General features: G+C 58.6%; 13 protein-coding genes. 12 read left to right on the top strand and 1 reads right to left on the bottom strand.

The features are described from left to right. Positions 1-142 precede the first annotated feature (142 nt). The 10 genes from ACE3SE_RS04510 to cheD all read left to right on the top strand — a co-directional run bounded on the left by ACE3SE_RS04510 (position 143) and on the right by cheD (position 11,608). On the top strand, positions 143-1,303 hold the full coding sequence (locus tag ACE3SE_RS04510) for a sensor histidine kinase (protein ID WP_374554057.1): 1,161 nt from the start codon (positions 143-145) through the stop codon (positions 1,301-1,303). 21 nt (positions 1,304-1,324) lie between these two features. Beyond that, the gene (locus ACE3SE_RS04505) at positions 1,325-1,630 is read left to right on the top strand and encodes an STAS domain-containing protein (RefSeq protein ID WP_045848486.1); all 306 of its coding nucleotides are present in this window, start codon (positions 1,325-1,327) and stop codon (positions 1,628-1,630) included. 441 nt (positions 1,631-2,071) lie between these two features. Next, positions 2,072-2,995, top strand: a complete 924-nt coding sequence (locus ACE3SE_RS04500) for a methyl-accepting chemotaxis protein (RefSeq protein WP_165494168.1) — start codon at positions 2,072-2,074, stop codon at positions 2,993-2,995. Between the two features lie 28 nt (positions 2,996-3,023). Further along, complete coding sequence (locus ACE3SE_RS04495) at positions 3,024-3,389, top strand: response regulator (RefSeq protein ID WP_062791228.1); 366 nt, start codon at positions 3,024-3,026, stop codon at positions 3,387-3,389. A 78-nt stretch (positions 3,390-3,467) separates the two neighbouring features. After that, entirely contained in the window at positions 3,468-5,744 is a 2,277-nt protein-coding gene (locus tag ACE3SE_RS04490; RefSeq protein ID WP_374554056.1) for a chemotaxis protein CheW, read from the top strand. Between the two features lie 16 nt (positions 5,745-5,760). After that, positions 5,761-6,255 (top strand): chemotaxis protein CheW, encoded by a 495-nt coding sequence (locus ACE3SE_RS04485; RefSeq protein WP_045848483.1) that lies wholly within the window; start codon positions 5,761-5,763, stop codon positions 6,253-6,255. A gap of 30 nt (positions 6,256-6,285) precedes the next feature. Further along, complete coding sequence (locus tag ACE3SE_RS04480) at positions 6,286-9,063, top strand: methyl-accepting chemotaxis protein (RefSeq protein WP_374554055.1); 2,778 nt, start codon at positions 6,286-6,288, stop codon at positions 9,061-9,063. A gap of 18 nt (positions 9,064-9,081) precedes the next feature. Then, positions 9,082-9,924, top strand: a complete 843-nt coding sequence (locus tag ACE3SE_RS04475) for a CheR family methyltransferase (RefSeq protein ID WP_045848482.1) — start codon at positions 9,082-9,084, stop codon at positions 9,922-9,924. A gap of 2 nt (positions 9,925-9,926) precedes the next feature. Continuing rightward, positions 9,927-11,006: a protein-glutamate methylesterase/protein-glutamine glutaminase gene (locus ACE3SE_RS04470; RefSeq protein WP_374554054.1), complete on the top strand. Its 1,080-nt coding sequence runs from the start codon at positions 9,927-9,929 to the stop codon at positions 11,004-11,006. Continuing rightward, the gene (cheD, locus tag ACE3SE_RS04465; RefSeq protein WP_131358596.1) at positions 11,003-11,608 is read left to right on the top strand and encodes a chemoreceptor glutamine deamidase CheD; all 606 of its coding nucleotides are present in this window, start codon (positions 11,003-11,005) and stop codon (positions 11,606-11,608) included. Before ACE3SE_RS04470 ends, cheD begins: the two co-directional genes overlap by 4 nt. A 2-nt stretch (positions 11,609-11,610) precedes the next feature. Here the strand turns inward: cheD and fdxA are convergent, their stop codons facing one another. Then, positions 11,611-11,937 carry a ferredoxin FdxA gene (gene fdxA, locus ACE3SE_RS04460; protein ID WP_374554053.1) on the bottom strand — a complete coding sequence of 109 codons (327 nt, stop codon included), beginning with the start codon at positions 11,935-11,937 and terminating at the stop codon, positions 11,611-11,613. Between the two features lie 179 nt (positions 11,938-12,116). Between fdxA and gluQRS the strand changes: the two genes are divergently transcribed. Both gluQRS and ACE3SE_RS04450 read left to right on the top strand, forming a co-directional pair. Continuing rightward, positions 12,117-13,010 carry a tRNA glutamyl-Q(34) synthetase GluQRS gene (gene gluQRS / locus ACE3SE_RS04455; RefSeq protein ID WP_374554052.1) on the top strand — a complete coding sequence of 298 codons (894 nt, stop codon included), beginning with the start codon at positions 12,117-12,119 and terminating at the stop codon, positions 13,008-13,010. 339 nt (positions 13,011-13,349) lie between these two features. Then, the gene (locus tag ACE3SE_RS04450) at positions 13,350-14,678 is read left to right on the top strand and encodes an amino acid permease (protein WP_045848479.1); all 1,329 of its coding nucleotides are present in this window, start codon (positions 13,350-13,352) and stop codon (positions 14,676-14,678) included. The last annotated feature ends 191 nt before the right edge of the window (positions 14,679-14,869 follow it).

Genomic DNA, 14,869 nt, shown 5'->3' with positions numbered 1-14,869 from the left:
TATGCATTTTCCCAGCTTTCTTTGAAAACTGTCTTGGTTAAGATCAGACTTTAAGTTGGCTTGGCTCAGACTTAGTCATTATCATACTGTTTAAGTCCTTTTTACAAATACGACGCGAAACATGGCCAAGACAGCATCAAATTTGAAAGACCAGGAGATGCTGGAGGCGGCTTTCGAGCAGTTCAATACGGTCTCCAGTCAATTGATTGATGCTTATCGTCAGCTGGAAGTACAGGTAAATGTACTCAATGCCCAGCTGGATGAGGCTAACAATCAATTGCGAAAGCAGCGTGACGAAAATGCCGAGTTGGCCGAGCGCCTGGGCATGTTGCTCGAAGCCCTGCCGGCCGGCGTGGTTGAGCTGTCGCCAGATGGTGTGGTGGTTGCGCAGAATCCGGCCGCACAGTCCTTGCTGGATGGTGAGCATGTCGGCCAGGGCTGGGCCACGGTAGTTGGCCGGTGGGAGCATGCCGAACTGGACGGAACGTATATTCTTCCCTATCAAGGAGGGGAACGGCGTCTGGCCTTGCAGTATCAGGATTTGCCTGCTTCTGGCGGACGCATCGTGCTATTGCATGATGTCAGCCGACTGCATCATTTGACCGTGGAGCTGGCCCACCAGCAAAAGCTGGCAGCAATGGGTGGCATGGCAGCTTCACTGGCCCACCAGCTGCGCACCCCTTTGGCCACGGCCATGCTCTACACTGCCAATCTCAAGCAAGAGGGACTACGCCCGGAAGACCGGGCGCGCTTTGTCGACAAGAGCCTGGCGCGGATGAAGGCACTGGAGGGTTTGATCCAGAACATGCTGGGCTTTGTCCGTGGGCAAACCAGTGCACTGGAAGTGCTGGATGTGGACGTGCTGGTGGAAGATGTGGCGGCGGTGTTGATTCCACAATGTCATGAGCGTGGCATGATTTGGGATTGCCACAAACAGCTACCGTCTGCCATAACGGTAATGGCAGATCGCAAGGCCTTGCAAGGTGCCCTGGTAAACCTGCTGGAGAACGCCATGCATTTCTCTCCGGAAGGCGGGCGGATCGGCTTGCTGGTGAGCTTGCAGGGTAATCAGGTACATTTTCGGGTTGAGGATGACGGTATCGGTTTGGGCGGGGCGGATCCTGCCAGGCTGTTCGAACCCTTCTTCACCACCCGTCCTGGCGGAACCGGCCTGGGCTTGTCGATTGTCAAGAAGGTGGCCGATGAACTATCCGGTAGCGTGACGGGTGGGGATCGCCTGCAAGGCGGTGCTTTTTTTGAATTGAGTCTTCCCTGTCTTGGTGGGGAAATGGCGCATGACTAAGTTGATCAGGGGGAAATGCATATGAAACCAGTGGTAAAAGTTGATGGCCAGATCGGTACGCTGATGCTGGTAGGCCAGTTCGATTTCAATCTGCACAAGGATTTTCGCCTGGCCAGTCAGGAATTGCTGGAAAACCCGGCCATTCAGGAAATTCAGGTTGATTTTGACCAGGTGCCGTTTCTGGACAGTTCGGCGCTGGGCATGCTGCTGTTGCTGAAGGAGAGAGCAACCAGTCAGAAAAAATCCATGTCACTGGTGAACTGTCGCGACACGGTACTGCAAGTGCTGGAAATTGCCTGCTTTAACAAGATGTTTACAATTAAATAAGCATTGACTAGTACTCCGGAGTGCATCAGCGCTTCAGGTCAGGCTTGATAAATTCTTTGATAAGCAGAAATTAAAATAATTTAAGCCTATCCGGATATATACGTATTTACCTGTTTTACACGATTCGCCCCTTGATTTAATCGACAGATTGGCTGATGAAGAAGTTAGTACATTGGCAATTTGTTGAAAGCCGGGGGAGACATGGTGCTTTCGGATCGGCAGCGACGGTTGGCAGGTAGCGGATTCAGTATTTTTGCCATGGTGCTTGCACTGGCTGCGGGCATAGGGGGGCGGCTGGATGGCTTCCTGGCCGTTTTGTTGGGTTTGGTGCAAGTGGCGGCGTTGGTGTGTTGGTGGTTGCCAAAGGAGGACGGGGTGTCTGATCAGGAAAATCCAGCTGCATCCAGTCAGCCATTACAGGCAGTCCCTGTGCCTGACTGTGTGGATTTCATCCATGAGCAGATCTCCCAGTCCAAAGGCGAGGTTGCGCGGGTGCAGGCGCTGATTGAGGACGCTGTCGTCACCCTGGCTAACAGTTTTTCGGGTTTGTCGCGTGAAGCTGCAGCCCAGCTGGAACTGGCAGAGTCATTGGCCAAGGGCGACCTGGGCATGGATGCGCATGCGCTTTCCTTCACCGGTTTTGTCACCGAGATCGCCGCAGCCATGTCCGGCTTCGTGGAAAAGACGGTGGACAACAGCCGTCTGGCGATGTTGCTGGTCGAGCAGATGGAGTCCATGGGCAAGGAGATGCAGGATGTCATCCGGCTGCTGGATGAAATCCATTCCATCACCAACCAGACCAATATGCTGGCGCTCAATGCATCGATTGAGGCGGCGCGTGCGGGGGAGTTGGGACGCGGTTTTGCCGTGGTGGCCGATGAAGTGCGCCATTTGTCCGGACGGACCAGCTCTTTCAGCGAGCAGATCCGCGACCTGATCAACCGGGTCAATGGCTCGGTGACACATGCCGAAGGGCTGATCAACCAGCTGGCTTCACAGGACATGATGTTTACCTTGCAGGCCAAGCAACGGCTGGATGAGACCTCTTCCCGCATCAGCGACATGGATGCCCTGATGGCCGAATCGGTAGGTCGCTTGCGGCATGGTGTGGGCTTGCTGTCCGACCATGTGGGGGATGCAGTGCGTTCCCTGCAGTTCCAGGACATGGTGTCCCAGTTGATTGCCCATGTCGGCAAACGCCTGTATGGCATTGAAGAAATGATGGAATTGAACAGCCGTCCGGCACAAGAACAAGAAGAGTGGGCATCGACGGTGGCGGCAAGGCTGACGGAACTGCGTCAGGCCTTGTCCAGCAACCCGGTGGCGCAAGGCCGTATGGAAAGCGGCAGCATAGATCTGTTTTGAGCGTGAACAAAAGAAAAGTGGGAACAACATGCCAAAAAAAGTACTGACAGTTGACGACTCGGCATCCATTCGCCAGATGGTGACCTTTACCTTGAAGAGTGCGGGCTACGAAGTGGTAGAGGCGACGGATGGCAATGGCGGCCTGGCGCGGGCGCAGGCAGATACCTTTGACCTGATCCTGACCGACCAGAACATGCCGGGCATGGATGGGCTCAATCTGATACGGGCATTGCGCAAGCTGCCGGCTTACGGCAGTACGCCCATCCTGATGCTGACCACCGAGTCCAGCGACCAGATGAAATCACTTGGCCGTGCTGCGGGTGCCACCGGCTGGCTGGTCAAGCCGTTTGATCCGCAGAAATTGCTGGATGTCGTGAAGCGCCTGGTCGGTTAATACAGCGCTGCCGGCCGGTGTCGGCCATGGCAATCAGGGTGGCTTGCATTTTTGCATGGCCCAGCAGGGGGATGCATCGTGTCTATTGATATGTCGCAGTTTCATCAGGTGTTTTTTGATGAGACCGACGAACACCTAGCTACCATGGAAGGGATATTGCTGGCGGTGGATGTAGCTGCACCGGACAGCGAGGACCTCAATGCCATCTTTCGTGCCGCGCACTCCATCAAGGGGGGCGCTGCCACCTTTGGTTTTGGCGATCTGGCCGCACTCACCCATGTCCTGGAAAACCTGCTGGACAAGGTGCGCAAAGGCACCATGCAACTGAGCACCGCCATGGTGGATGTGTGCCTGCAAGCCAAGGACGTGCTGGCGGCCATGCTGGCTGCGCATCGTGGCGCACCGCCTGTAGACCCTTCTTCCGTGCGGGCAGTCGAGCAGCAACTGACCGCGCTGGTGAATAAGGACGCGGCAGTGTCCGCGCCTGCCGCAGCGATTGTTCCCGCCGTGCCTGCCAGTGATCCGCCAGCAAGCAGCACGATGTATATCGAGTTGGATCATCTGCCGGATACGGACTACGACGCCTTGTTGCAATCCATGGCCTTGCTGGGAGAGATGAGTCTTGTCCAGCCAGGGTCTGATGACCCGGCTCAGCCCTGGGTGCTGGTCTTGACCAGTACCCTTCATGCCGAGGAAGTATCCGAGTCGCTGGCCTTTTCCATCGCGCCAGACCATTTCCGCATCACGGTGGACCATGGTCAGCAAGACGAAGGCGATTTCGGCCTGTTCCTCTCCGCCAGCGTAGGCGAACCGGCTGCGGCCCTGGGTGGTGATGTAGCCTTTGAAGAGGATGGTTTTGGCCTGTTCGCGCCGTCTCTTCCTGATGGTGCTGTCCATGGCGATGTGGACGATGGCTTTGGCCTGTTCGAACCCTTGCCCGCTGCCAACGCGACGCCGTCCGTCGCACTCGAGGAAGATGGCTTCGGCTTGTTTGTTCCGCTCGGTGCCGCAGAACCTGCGCCTGTCATGGTGCACGAAGAAGAGGGCTTCGGCCTGTTTGCGCCAATGCCTGCGGCATCTCCTGCCCAGGCTGTACCACCGCAGCCGGTGGCTCCTGTGGCTGCGCCCCGTGCCGAGCGTGTGCAGCCCGCGGCAGAAAACTCCATCCGGGTGAATACCGACAAGGTGGACCTGTTGTTGAACCTGGTAGGTGAGCTGGTCATCACCCAATCCATGCTCAGCCAGTCCGGAGAGAATCTGGACCCGGTCCAGCATGAACGTCTGCTGGGCGGGATCCTGGCTTTGCAGCGTAATGCCCGCGAGCTGCAGGAAGCCGTCATGTCCATCCGCATGACGCCGATTTCTTTTGTCTTCAACCGTTTTCCCCGTGTGGTGCGTGACCTGGCCAGCAAGCTGGGCAAGCAGATCGAGCTGAAAATGGTTGGGGAGAATACCGAACTGGACAAAGGCTTCATCGAGAAGCTGGCCGACCCCTTGACCCACTTGGTGCGCAACAGCCTGGACCATGGGGTGGAGTCGCCCGAAGTGCGTGTGGCCAAGGGCAAGTCGGCCACTGGCCGCCTGACCCTGCGGGCATTTCATCAGGGCGGCAGCATTGTCATCGAAGTGACGGACGACGGAGCCGGGCTGAACCGGGCGCGCATCCTGTCCAAGGCACGTGAGCGCGGCATGGCGGTCAGCGATGCACTGAGCGACAGCGAAGTATGGGGCTTGATCTTCGAAGCCGGCTTTTCCACTGCTGCCGAAGTGACCGATGTGTCCGGTCGTGGTGTCGGCATGGATGTGGTGAAGCGCAATATCCAGAGCATGGGCGGGCGTATCGACATCGACTCCCTGGCGGATTTTGGCACCACCATCAGTATTCGCCTGCCACTGACGCTGGCCATCATGGACGGCATGTCGGTACGCAGTGGTGACGATATTTATGTCATTCCACTCAGCTTTGTGCTGGAGTCCCTGCAGCCGCAGGCCGCAGATCTCAAAACGGTTGCCGGCAAGGGGCAGGTGGTGAATGTGCGCGGACAGTATCTGCCCATCGTCTCACTGGCGGCCTTCTTCCCTGGCGACAGCAGCCATGTCGCCACCGATCCGACCCGTGCCATTCTGGTGATTGTGGAAGCCGGCGGCCAGCAACTGGCCTTGCAAGTGGATGAGCTGATCGGCCAGCAGCAATTCGTAGTGAAGAACCTGGAAAGCAATTACCGCAAGGTAGAAGGTGTTGCCGGTGCCACCATCATGGGAGATGGCAGGGTAGCCCTGATTCTTGATATTTCCATCATCGCACGCCACAGGCAGCGGCAAGCCGCACGGCCCATGGCGAGCGATCCGGCATAGAAAAAGGCAAGTTTCCATGAGCGAACAGCTGGAATACCGCCACGGACAAAGCAAGGCAGTGCGCGAGCTGCTGGTGTTTACCCTGGGGCAGGAAGAATACGGCATTGATATTCTCAAAGTACAGGAAATCCGTGGTTACGACCCGGTCACCCGCATTGCCAATGCGCCCCCCTTCATCAAGGGCGTGGTCAATCTGCGGGGCAGCATTGTTCCCATCGTGGACATGCGCATCAAGTTTGGCCTGGGCGAGCCGGTTTACGACGCATTTACCGTGGTGATCATCCTCAACATTTTCCAGCGCACGGTGGGTGTGGTGGTGGATGGCGTGTCGGATGTCATCCAGCTGGAGGCCGACGAGCTGCGTGAGCCGCCGGAGTTCGGCTCGGTGGTGGAAACCACCTATATCGAAGGACTGGGTACCAAGGGGGAGCGCATGGTGATCATTGTGGATATCGAGCGCCTGATGAGCAGCGATGAAATGGCGCTGGTTGATGTGACGGACCAAGGCTGAAGCCGACAGGCTGTAAGGGAGAGGTGAAACATGAATAATCTGAAAGTAACGCACCGCTTGCTACTGGGTTTTGGCCTGCTGGTTGCCGTCATCATTGCCGCCATGGCGGTGGCCATCAGCCAGATTCACAGTCTGCGTGATGATATTGACGAAATTGCCAATGTCCATGTGCCGCGCGCGGCCGAGGCCAACAAGGTGATTGATGATGTCAATCTCACCGCCCGCGCCACGCGCACGCTGCTGCTGGCACGCGACCCGAACGTGCTGCTGGACCAACACAAGCAGGTTGAAGACGCACTGGGCCGCATCACCACCGAGATGGGCAAGTTATCCGGCGGCGTACCTGCGGCAGGCCAGGCATTGTTTGACAAGGTCAAGACCCAGGAAGCCGGCTACCGCCAGCAGTTGCAACAATTCTTGCAGCAACTGAAGGCCGGGCAGGAGGAGGAAGCCAGGAATTACCTGCTGCAAACCCTGCGTCCCACCCAGGTTGAGTACATCAAGTCTATTGGCAACTATGTCGAGTTCGAGGAAGGCCTGTCCAAGCAAGTTGCCGAAGGGACGCTGGCCCGCGCCAATAGTGCCGGGACATTGCTCAATATCCTGCTGGCAGCTGCCGTGCTGATCGGCATCATTGCCGGTTGGCTGATCAGCCGCTCCTTGCTGTGCCAGATTGGCGGAGAACCGGCTGATGCAGTGCAGCTGATGCAAGAGCTGGCAGCCGGCGAAGTCACCACCGAACTGAAAGTGGCGGCAGGGGACAGCAACAGCCTGTTTGCCTATATCCGTCAGGCTGCCGACAAGGCGGTGGAAAACATCCGGGTACGCAATGCACTGGATCACGCCGCCACCAACATGATGATTGCCGATGCCGAATTCAATGTGGTGTATGCCAATCAGTCGGTGGTCAACATGTTTGCCCTGGCGGAAAACGATATCCGTCATGACCTGCCGCAGTTCTCTGCCCGTAACCTGCTGGGCAGCAATATCGACCAGTTCCACCGCAATCCCGGTCACCAGCGCGGCCTGATGCAGCAGTTGCGCGGTTCGCACAATGGCACCATCCATATCGGTGGCCGCACCTTCAACCTGATTCTCACCCCCATCAATGGTGCTGGTGGCAAGCGACTGGGCTACGGTGTGGAGTGGATTGACCGTACTGCCGAACTGGCTCACCAGGCTGCCGAACAGCAGCGCATCGAGGCCGAACGTGCGGTTGCCGCCGAAAACGCCCGTATCCGCAGTGCACTGGATAACGTCACCACCAATGTGATGATTGCCGACAACGACCGCAACATCATCTACGTGAATCACAGCGTGATCGACATGCTGACCAATGCCGAGGCGGACCTGCGCAAGGCTTTGCCCAACTTCAGCGCACGCCACGTACTGGGGGGCAGCATGGACATGTTCCACCGCAATCCGGCCCACCAGCGCGACCTGCTGGCCAATCTGCGCGCTACCTACAAGGCGGACATCGCAGTGGGCGGGCGTCATTTCTCGCTGACGGCCAACCCGGTGTTCGGGGCTGATGGTGAACGCCTGGGCAGTGTGGTGGAGTGGAAGGATCGTACCGGCGAGGTGATGATCGAGAAAGAAGTGGAAGCCATCGTCCATGCCGCAGCGCGGGGCGACTATGGTTCCCGACTGGTACTGGAGGACAAGACCGGCTTCTTCCGCATGCTGTCCGAAGGCGTCAACCAGCTGCTGGATGTGACCAGCCGCGCGCTGGATGATATTGCAACCGTGCTGGGCGGCCTGGCGCAGGGCGACCTGACCCGTACCATCCACAACGATTACGACGGCATGCTGGGTCAGCTCAAGAGCGATACCAATACCACGGTAGAGCGACTGCGCAGCATCGTGGGCAATATCCAGGAATCCACCGAGGCCATCAATACCGCAGCCCAGGAAATCTCGGCGGGTAACAGCAATCTGTCCGGCCGTACCGAACAGCAGGCAGCCAGCCTGGAGGAAACCGCCTCCAGCATGGAGGAAATCACCAGCACCGTCCGGCAGAATGCGGAAAACGCCAAGAAAGCCAATACCCTGGCGACCGGTGCCTCCGACATTGCCGCGCGTGGTGGTCAGGTGGTGGGCAATGTGGTGTCCACCATGAACGAGATCAACGACAGCGCCAAGAAGATTGTCGACATCATCAGCGTGATTGACGGCATTGCCTTCCAGACCAATATCCTGGCGCTCAATGCGGCGGTGGAAGCCGCCCGCGCCGGCGAGCAAGGCCGAGGTTTTGCCGTGGTGGCCAGTGAAGTGCGCAGCCTGGCCCAGCGTTCGGCGGCAGCGGCCAAGGAAATCAAGCTGCTGATTGGCGATTCGGTGGACAAGGTGGAGTCCGGCAGCCGGCTGGTGGATGAAGCAGGCCGTACCATGGATGAAATTGTCAGCGCCATCCGCCGTGTGGCGGACATCATGAGCGACATCTCGGCAGCCTCCATCGAACAAAGCTCCGGTATCGAACAGGTCAATCTGGCCGTAACGCAGATGGACGAAAACACCCAGAAGAACGCTGCACTGGTGGAAGAGGCCGCTGCCGCAGCGGAATCGCTGGAGGATCAGGCCCGGCACCTGATGGATGCCGTTTCCATCTTCCGGCTGGATGGCAGCGGTGCGCCGCGACTGGCAGCCCCCAGAAGCGGGCAGGGACGAGCATCGGTTAGCCCGGCGCGACTGACACAGCAAGCGGGACAGCAGGTCAAGCCGGTAGCGGCACGTGCCCCCGTACATGCCGAGCGCATCAAGACCTTGCCTGGCCCGTCTGCGCATGATGATGAGTGGGAAGAATTCTGATGGGTGCGACAAGGCCTGATGAGCGCTGAACGCGATATCAAGTTCACGGCAGCGGATTTCCGCCGGCTGCGGCAAATGCTCTATCAGCGCGTGGGAATTTCGCTGAATGACAGCAAAAGCCATATGGCGTATTCCCGGCTGGCCAAACGTGTGCGCCAGCTGGGTTTCCGCCAGTTCAGCGATTATCTGGACTTGCTGGATGGCAGTGCGGAGACCGAGGAGTGGCAGCATTTCGTCAATGCGCTCACCACCAATCTGACCGCCTTTTTCCGTGAACCGCATCATTTCGACCTGTTGCGCCTGCATGCGATGGAGCGAGCTGGCCAGGACCGTTTGTACCGCGTATGGAGTTCGGCCGTTTCCACCGGCGAGGAGGCTTACTCCATCGCGATGACCTTGCTGTCGCTGCCGCAGCTCAACCGGCAGCGGCTTGAGGTGGTGGCGTCGGATATCGACACCCGGGTGCTCAGTCATGCGGCAGATGGTGTGTATGATGCCGAGCGTACCCGTACGCTGGATCCCGCTCTGCTCAAGCGTTATTTTTTGCGCGGCGTGGGGCGCAATGCCGGCAAGGTACGCATTCGCAAGGAGCTACGCGAGCACCTGTCGTTTTATCAGTTCAACCTGGTTGCAGAGCCGTGGCCGGACATGGGGCGCTTTGACGTGATTTTTTGCCGCAATGTGCTGATTTATTTTGACAAGCCAACCCAGGCTGCCATCCTGCAGCGCTTTGCGCGCTGCTTGCAGCCTGACGGTTTGCTGTTTCTGGGACATTCGGAAAACATCATGCATCTGACCGATGCCTTCCAGTCCTGTGGCCGGACGGCTTATCGCCTGCTTGGGCAGGACGCAAGGGAATGAACATGACAGCCACCGCCCAGCGCAAGATCAGAGTGGTCGTGGTAGATGATTCGGCCCTCATCCGCAGCCTGCTCACCAGCATCATCAACGAAGCGCCGGACATGGAGGTGGTGGCCACCGCGTCCGACCCCATCGTCGCGCGCGAGCGCATCCGTGAAACCAACCCGGACATGATCACGCTGGATGTGGAAATGCCGCGCATGGACGGGCTGGAGTTCCTGCGCCGTTTGATGCGCTTGCGTCCGACGCCGGTGTTGATGATTTCGTCCCTGACCCAGAGCGGTTCGGAAACCACCCTCAGTGCGCTGGAACTGGGCGCGGTGGACTTCCTGCCCAAACCCACGGTGGATGTCAGCAATACCATGCAGGATTATGCCGATGATATCCGCGACAAGATCCGCATGGTGGCGGCTGCCCGTTTGCGTCGCCCGGCCCTGTTTGCCACCCCGTCAGCACCGCCGGCCAGCCGGCTGTCTCCTGCGCTGCTGCGGCAGAATGCCATCATTGCGGTAGGGGCCTCCACAGGGGGCACCGATGCCATCAAGGAGTTTCTCGACAAGCTGCCTGCCAATTGTCCGCCGGTGATGATCGTGCAGCACATGCCCGAAGGCTTCACCTTGTCCTTTGCCCGCCGTCTGGACAAGCTGTGCGCCATGCATGTGAAAGAGGCGGAAGACGGTGAACCGCTGCTGCGTGGTACCGCCTATATTGCACCCGGCCATTCGCACATGCGGCTTGGCAAGGGAACGCAGGGCTTTGTCATCTGCCTGGATCAAAGCCCGCCGGTCAACCGTCATCGCCCGGCCGTGGATGTGCTGTTCGAGTCGGTCGCCAACCTGGCCGCCCCGCAGACCGTCGCTGTCATCCTCACCGGCATGGGCAAGGATGGCGCACACGGCATGTTGCAGCTGCGCCAGGGTGGCGCCATTACCTTTGCGCAGGATGAGGCCAGCTGTGTGGTGTATGGCATGCCGCGCGAGGCAGTGGCACAGGGCGGGGTGATGCATGTCCACCCGCTGGCGCAACTGGGTGACAAAGTGCTGGATGTGCTGCGTCTCCCCCATGAGAGGGCGGGAGCATGAGCCATTCCGAGCAGCCCTCTACGCGGCGCTATTTCGATCGGCAGTTCCAGATCGATGCCATCAAGATTCTGCCGGGCGAATATTTTGCTACCCGCCAGCCCTTGATGCTGACCACCTTGCTCGGTTCCTGTGTAGCCGTTTGCCTGATGGACCGCACGGCCGGCGTGCATGGCATGAATCATTTCCTGTTGCCGCAAGGTAGCGACTGGCATAGCCAGACCAGCGTACCGGCCCGCTTCGGGGTCAATGCCATGGAATTGCTGATTACCGACATGCAGAAACTGGGCGCCCAGCGCCAGCGGCTGGAAGCCAAGGTATTTGGTGCCGGCAATGTGCTGGATGGCATGTCGGTGGTGAATATCGGCGAGCAGAACAGTGAATTCATCCGTGCCTATCTCAAGAGCGAAGGCATTCCCCTGCTGGCCGAGGACCTGCTGGGCAGCTTTGCCCGCAAGGTGTTTTTCTTTCCCGGTGATGGCAAGGTGATGGTGCGCAAGCTCAAGAACAGCCGCACCCTGGCTTCCAAGGAAGCCGCCTACCGCCAGCGGCTGGACCGGCAGAGTACCAGCCAGCCCGGTGGCGATATCGACCTCTTCATCTAGCCTCAGTCCCGTTGCAGGTGTGGCAGCTTGTCTGTCACTTCCGCCCAGTCGGCGTGGTCGGGCAGTGGTGACTTGCTGGCGGTGATGCTGGGCCAGCGTTTTGACAGCTCGGCATTCAGCTGGATATACACCTGCTGCCCCGCTGGCACATCATCCTCGGCATAAATGGCAGACACCGGGCATTCGGCCACGCACAGCGTGCAGTCTATGCACTCGTCCGGATCAATGGCGAGAAAATTGGGGCCTTCATGAAAGCAATCCACCGGGCAGACATCCACGCAATCCGTGTATTTGCATTTGACGCAGGCATCGGTTACAACGTAGGCCACTTTGCTTTCCTCCTGAATGGGCCGGGCCAACTGCTGTCACGCGCTTTGTGGTGGCGGCAAGCAAGCCGGGCAGGGGCAGAACGGACAAGGGTAATATCTGAGTATTTTACTCGGATATTATTCACCAAAAATCACCGTGCTGCTCCCCCAATGTGATGTTGATTGCCAGAACTGTTGCCATGCCAGACATTCCCTATCCCTACCGAGGTCGCTTTGCCCCCAGTCCCACCGGCTTGTTACATGCCGGCTCCCTGATGACAGCCGTTGGCAGCTATCTGGAAGCGCGCAGCCGTGGCGGCGAGTGGTGGGTCCGCATGGAAGACCTGGACCCGCCGCGCGAAATGCCCGGCGCTGCCGACCATATCCTGCGCACGCTGGAAGCTTTCGGTTTTGAATGGGACGGCGAAGTGGTGTACCAGAGCCAGCGCCATCACCTGTATCAGGCGGCTTTGCAGCAACTGGTGGACAGTGGTCATGTTTACCCCTGCAGCTGCTCGCGCAAGGAAATCACCAGCGTCGCCAGCCGTGGCGTGGATGGCCATGTCTATCCGGGCTGGTGTCGTGACGGCTGCCGCAAGCCGCGTGAACACCATGCCTGGCGCTTGCGGGTGGATGATACGCCAGTCAGCTTTGTCGACCGGCTGCAAGGCTTGTACCAGCAAAACCTGGCTGCGGACATCGGCGACTTCGTGCTGCTGCGGGCAGATGGCTTCTGGGCCTATCAACTGGCCGTGGTAGTGGATGATGCCGAACAGGGCATGACCGATATCGTGCGTGGTGCCGACCTGCTGGTGTCCACCCCGCGACAAATCCATGTGCAGCGCTGCCTGGGCCTGCCTACGCCGGACTACTGTCATCTGCCCTTGCTGGTGAATGCCGCCGGGGAAAAACTCTCCAAGCAAACCCTGGCACCAGCCATCAATCCGGCCCAGGTCGCGCAGGAACTGCGTCTGGCACTGTGCCGCCTGGGTCAGTTGCCGCCGCCAGAATGTCAGACTGCCGCCGAGCTGTGGCAATGGGCGCTGGCCAACTGGAGTTTGGCCAGCGTGCCTGCCGGTCCCTGTCCGCTCTGAATTCCCGCTTTTTTTCCTGCCCCATGCCCGGCCTGTGCCGGGCATTGTCTTTTCTGCGCTTGCCAACCTGCTAACACGCGCTGCTGTTTATCAGACTTTTATGTGATTTAAGACATGGTGATTTGCCGGCAAAGCACCTAAACCATAGAGATGACCTTGCTGATGGGGTCGGCTGCCGCACTGCGACCAACAATGGCGTGTGCATGTTCAAAACCGCGACATGGAATTACATATGCGTAAATAACATATTTACAAAATAATTAAATACTAATATTGTGAAGCTCATACAGAACACGTTCTTTAACAGCTTCGATTTTCGGCCTCGATGGAGACAAGACCATGAGCGAGACCAAAGTAAAAAAAGCGGCCCTTGGCGTGTGGATGTGTACCGCCCTGGTAGTGGGCAATATGATCGGTTCCGGTGTATTCCTGCTTCCCGCTTCGCTAGCTCCCTACGGGGGGATGTCCCTGATCGGCTGGGCAATAACCTCGGCCGGTGCCATTTGTCTGGCGCTGGTGTTTGCCCGGCTTTCCGCCATGATTCCCAAAGAGGGTGGCCCCTACGCATATATCCATGCCGGCTTTGGCGACTTTGCCGGTTTCTGGATTGCCTGGGGTTACTGGATAGCCCTGTGGGCCGGCAACGCCGCCCTGGCGGTGGCCGCCACCAGCTATATGCAGGTGTTTTTCCCGCAACTGGGGCATGACAACCTGCTGGCAGCTGCCTTTTCCATCGGCCTGATCTGGACCGTTACCTGGATCAACAGCCGTGGTGCACGCAGTTCCGGCCTGGTGGCGGTGGTGACTACCGTACTCAAACTGGTGCCACTGGCAGCCGTCACCTTTATCGGCTTCTTCTACATGCACCCGGAAAACCTGGTGTTCAACCCGCACGGCAAGCCCTTGTTGAGTTCGGTTTCCGCCACCATGGCGCTCACCTTGTGGGCGTTTCTGGGACTGGAATCCGCCTCGGTTCCCGCCGGTGATGTAGTCAACCCCAGCAAGACCATTCCGCGTGCCACTGTCATCGGCACCTTGCTGGCCACCGTGCTGTACATCCTGTCCACGGTGTCGCTGATGGGGGTGATGTCACCGGCCATGCTGGCCAATTCTCAAGCCCCGTTTGCCGATGCCGCCCGCCTGATGTGGGGCGACTGGGCCTACTGGGTGGTAGGGCTGGGGGCGGTGGTGTCCTGCTTTGGCGCACTCAATGGCTGGAGCCTGATGCAAGCCCATGTACCTCATGCCGCCGCCAGGGACAAGCTGTTCCCGCGCCGCTTCGGCCAGACCAACCGCCAGGGTGTGCCGCTGTTCGGCCTGCTGCTTTCCAGCGGCCTGGTGACGGTGCTGCTGGCGATGAAATACGCGGGCGGGGAGGGCGGGGTGAAGATTTTTGAATTCATCATCCTGCTGGCTACGGCCACCACCTTGCTGCCCTATGCCTTCTGCTCGATGGCGCTGCTGGCCATCATGCTGATGCAGAAAGGCAAATACAGCCGGCGCGACTTTACCGCGCCGCTGATCTTCTCCTCCATCGGTTTCCTTTATGCGGTGTGGGCACTGTTTGGTGCCGGCGCCGAGATTGTGATGTGGGGAGTCCTGTTGTTGATGCTCGGTTTGCCAGTCTATGTCTGGCAGATCAAAGAACGTTACGAGACCGAAAACTGAAGCCAGCCTTTTGCTGTTCACTCCTTTGCGCCAGCAAGGGAGTGTACGGAAACAGGTTTATGCAATTACTGATTGAAAGGATTTCATCATGACCGGCAAATTTGGTGTTCATTCCGAATGCGGCAAGCTGCGTAGCGTGATGGTGTGCCGTCCGGGCCTGGCCCACAAACGCCTCACCCCCGACAACTGCC

The organism is Aquitalea pelogenes (assembly GCF_041914625.1).
In the GTDB taxonomy this organism is placed as follows: domain Bacteria; phylum Pseudomonadota; class Gammaproteobacteria; order Burkholderiales; family Chromobacteriaceae; genus Aquitalea; species Aquitalea pelogenes.
The sequence above is the reverse complement of the archived record's forward strand: the minus strand, read 5'-3'. Positions and strand labels throughout refer to the sequence as shown.

Excerpts from the sequence above, each read along its gene's own strand:
- ACE3SE_RS04485 (WP_045848483.1), top strand. The coding sequence starts at position 5,761 with ATGAGCGAACAGCTGGAATACCGCCACGGACAAAGCAAGGCAGTGCGC.
- gluQRS (WP_374554052.1), top strand. The coding sequence starts at position 12,117 with ATGCCAGACATTCCCTATCCCTACCGAGGTCGCTTTGCCCCCAGTCCC.
- ACE3SE_RS04505 (WP_045848486.1), top strand. The coding sequence starts at position 1,325 with ATGAAACCAGTGGTAAAAGTTGATGGCCAGATCGGTACGCTGATGCTG.
- ACE3SE_RS04475 (WP_045848482.1), top strand. The coding sequence starts at position 9,082 with ATGAGCGCTGAACGCGATATCAAGTTCACGGCAGCGGATTTCCGCCGG.
- ACE3SE_RS04495 (WP_062791228.1), top strand. The coding sequence starts at position 3,024 with ATGCCAAAAAAAGTACTGACAGTTGACGACTCGGCATCCATTCGCCAG.
- cheD (WP_131358596.1), top strand. The coding sequence starts at position 11,003 with ATGAGCCATTCCGAGCAGCCCTCTACGCGGCGCTATTTCGATCGGCAG.
- ACE3SE_RS04480 (WP_374554055.1), top strand. The coding sequence starts at position 6,286 with ATGAATAATCTGAAAGTAACGCACCGCTTGCTACTGGGTTTTGGCCTG.
- ACE3SE_RS04450 (WP_045848479.1), top strand. The coding sequence starts at position 13,350 with ATGAGCGAGACCAAAGTAAAAAAAGCGGCCCTTGGCGTGTGGATGTGT.
- ACE3SE_RS04470 (WP_374554054.1), top strand. The coding sequence starts at position 9,927 with ATGACAGCCACCGCCCAGCGCAAGATCAGAGTGGTCGTGGTAGATGAT.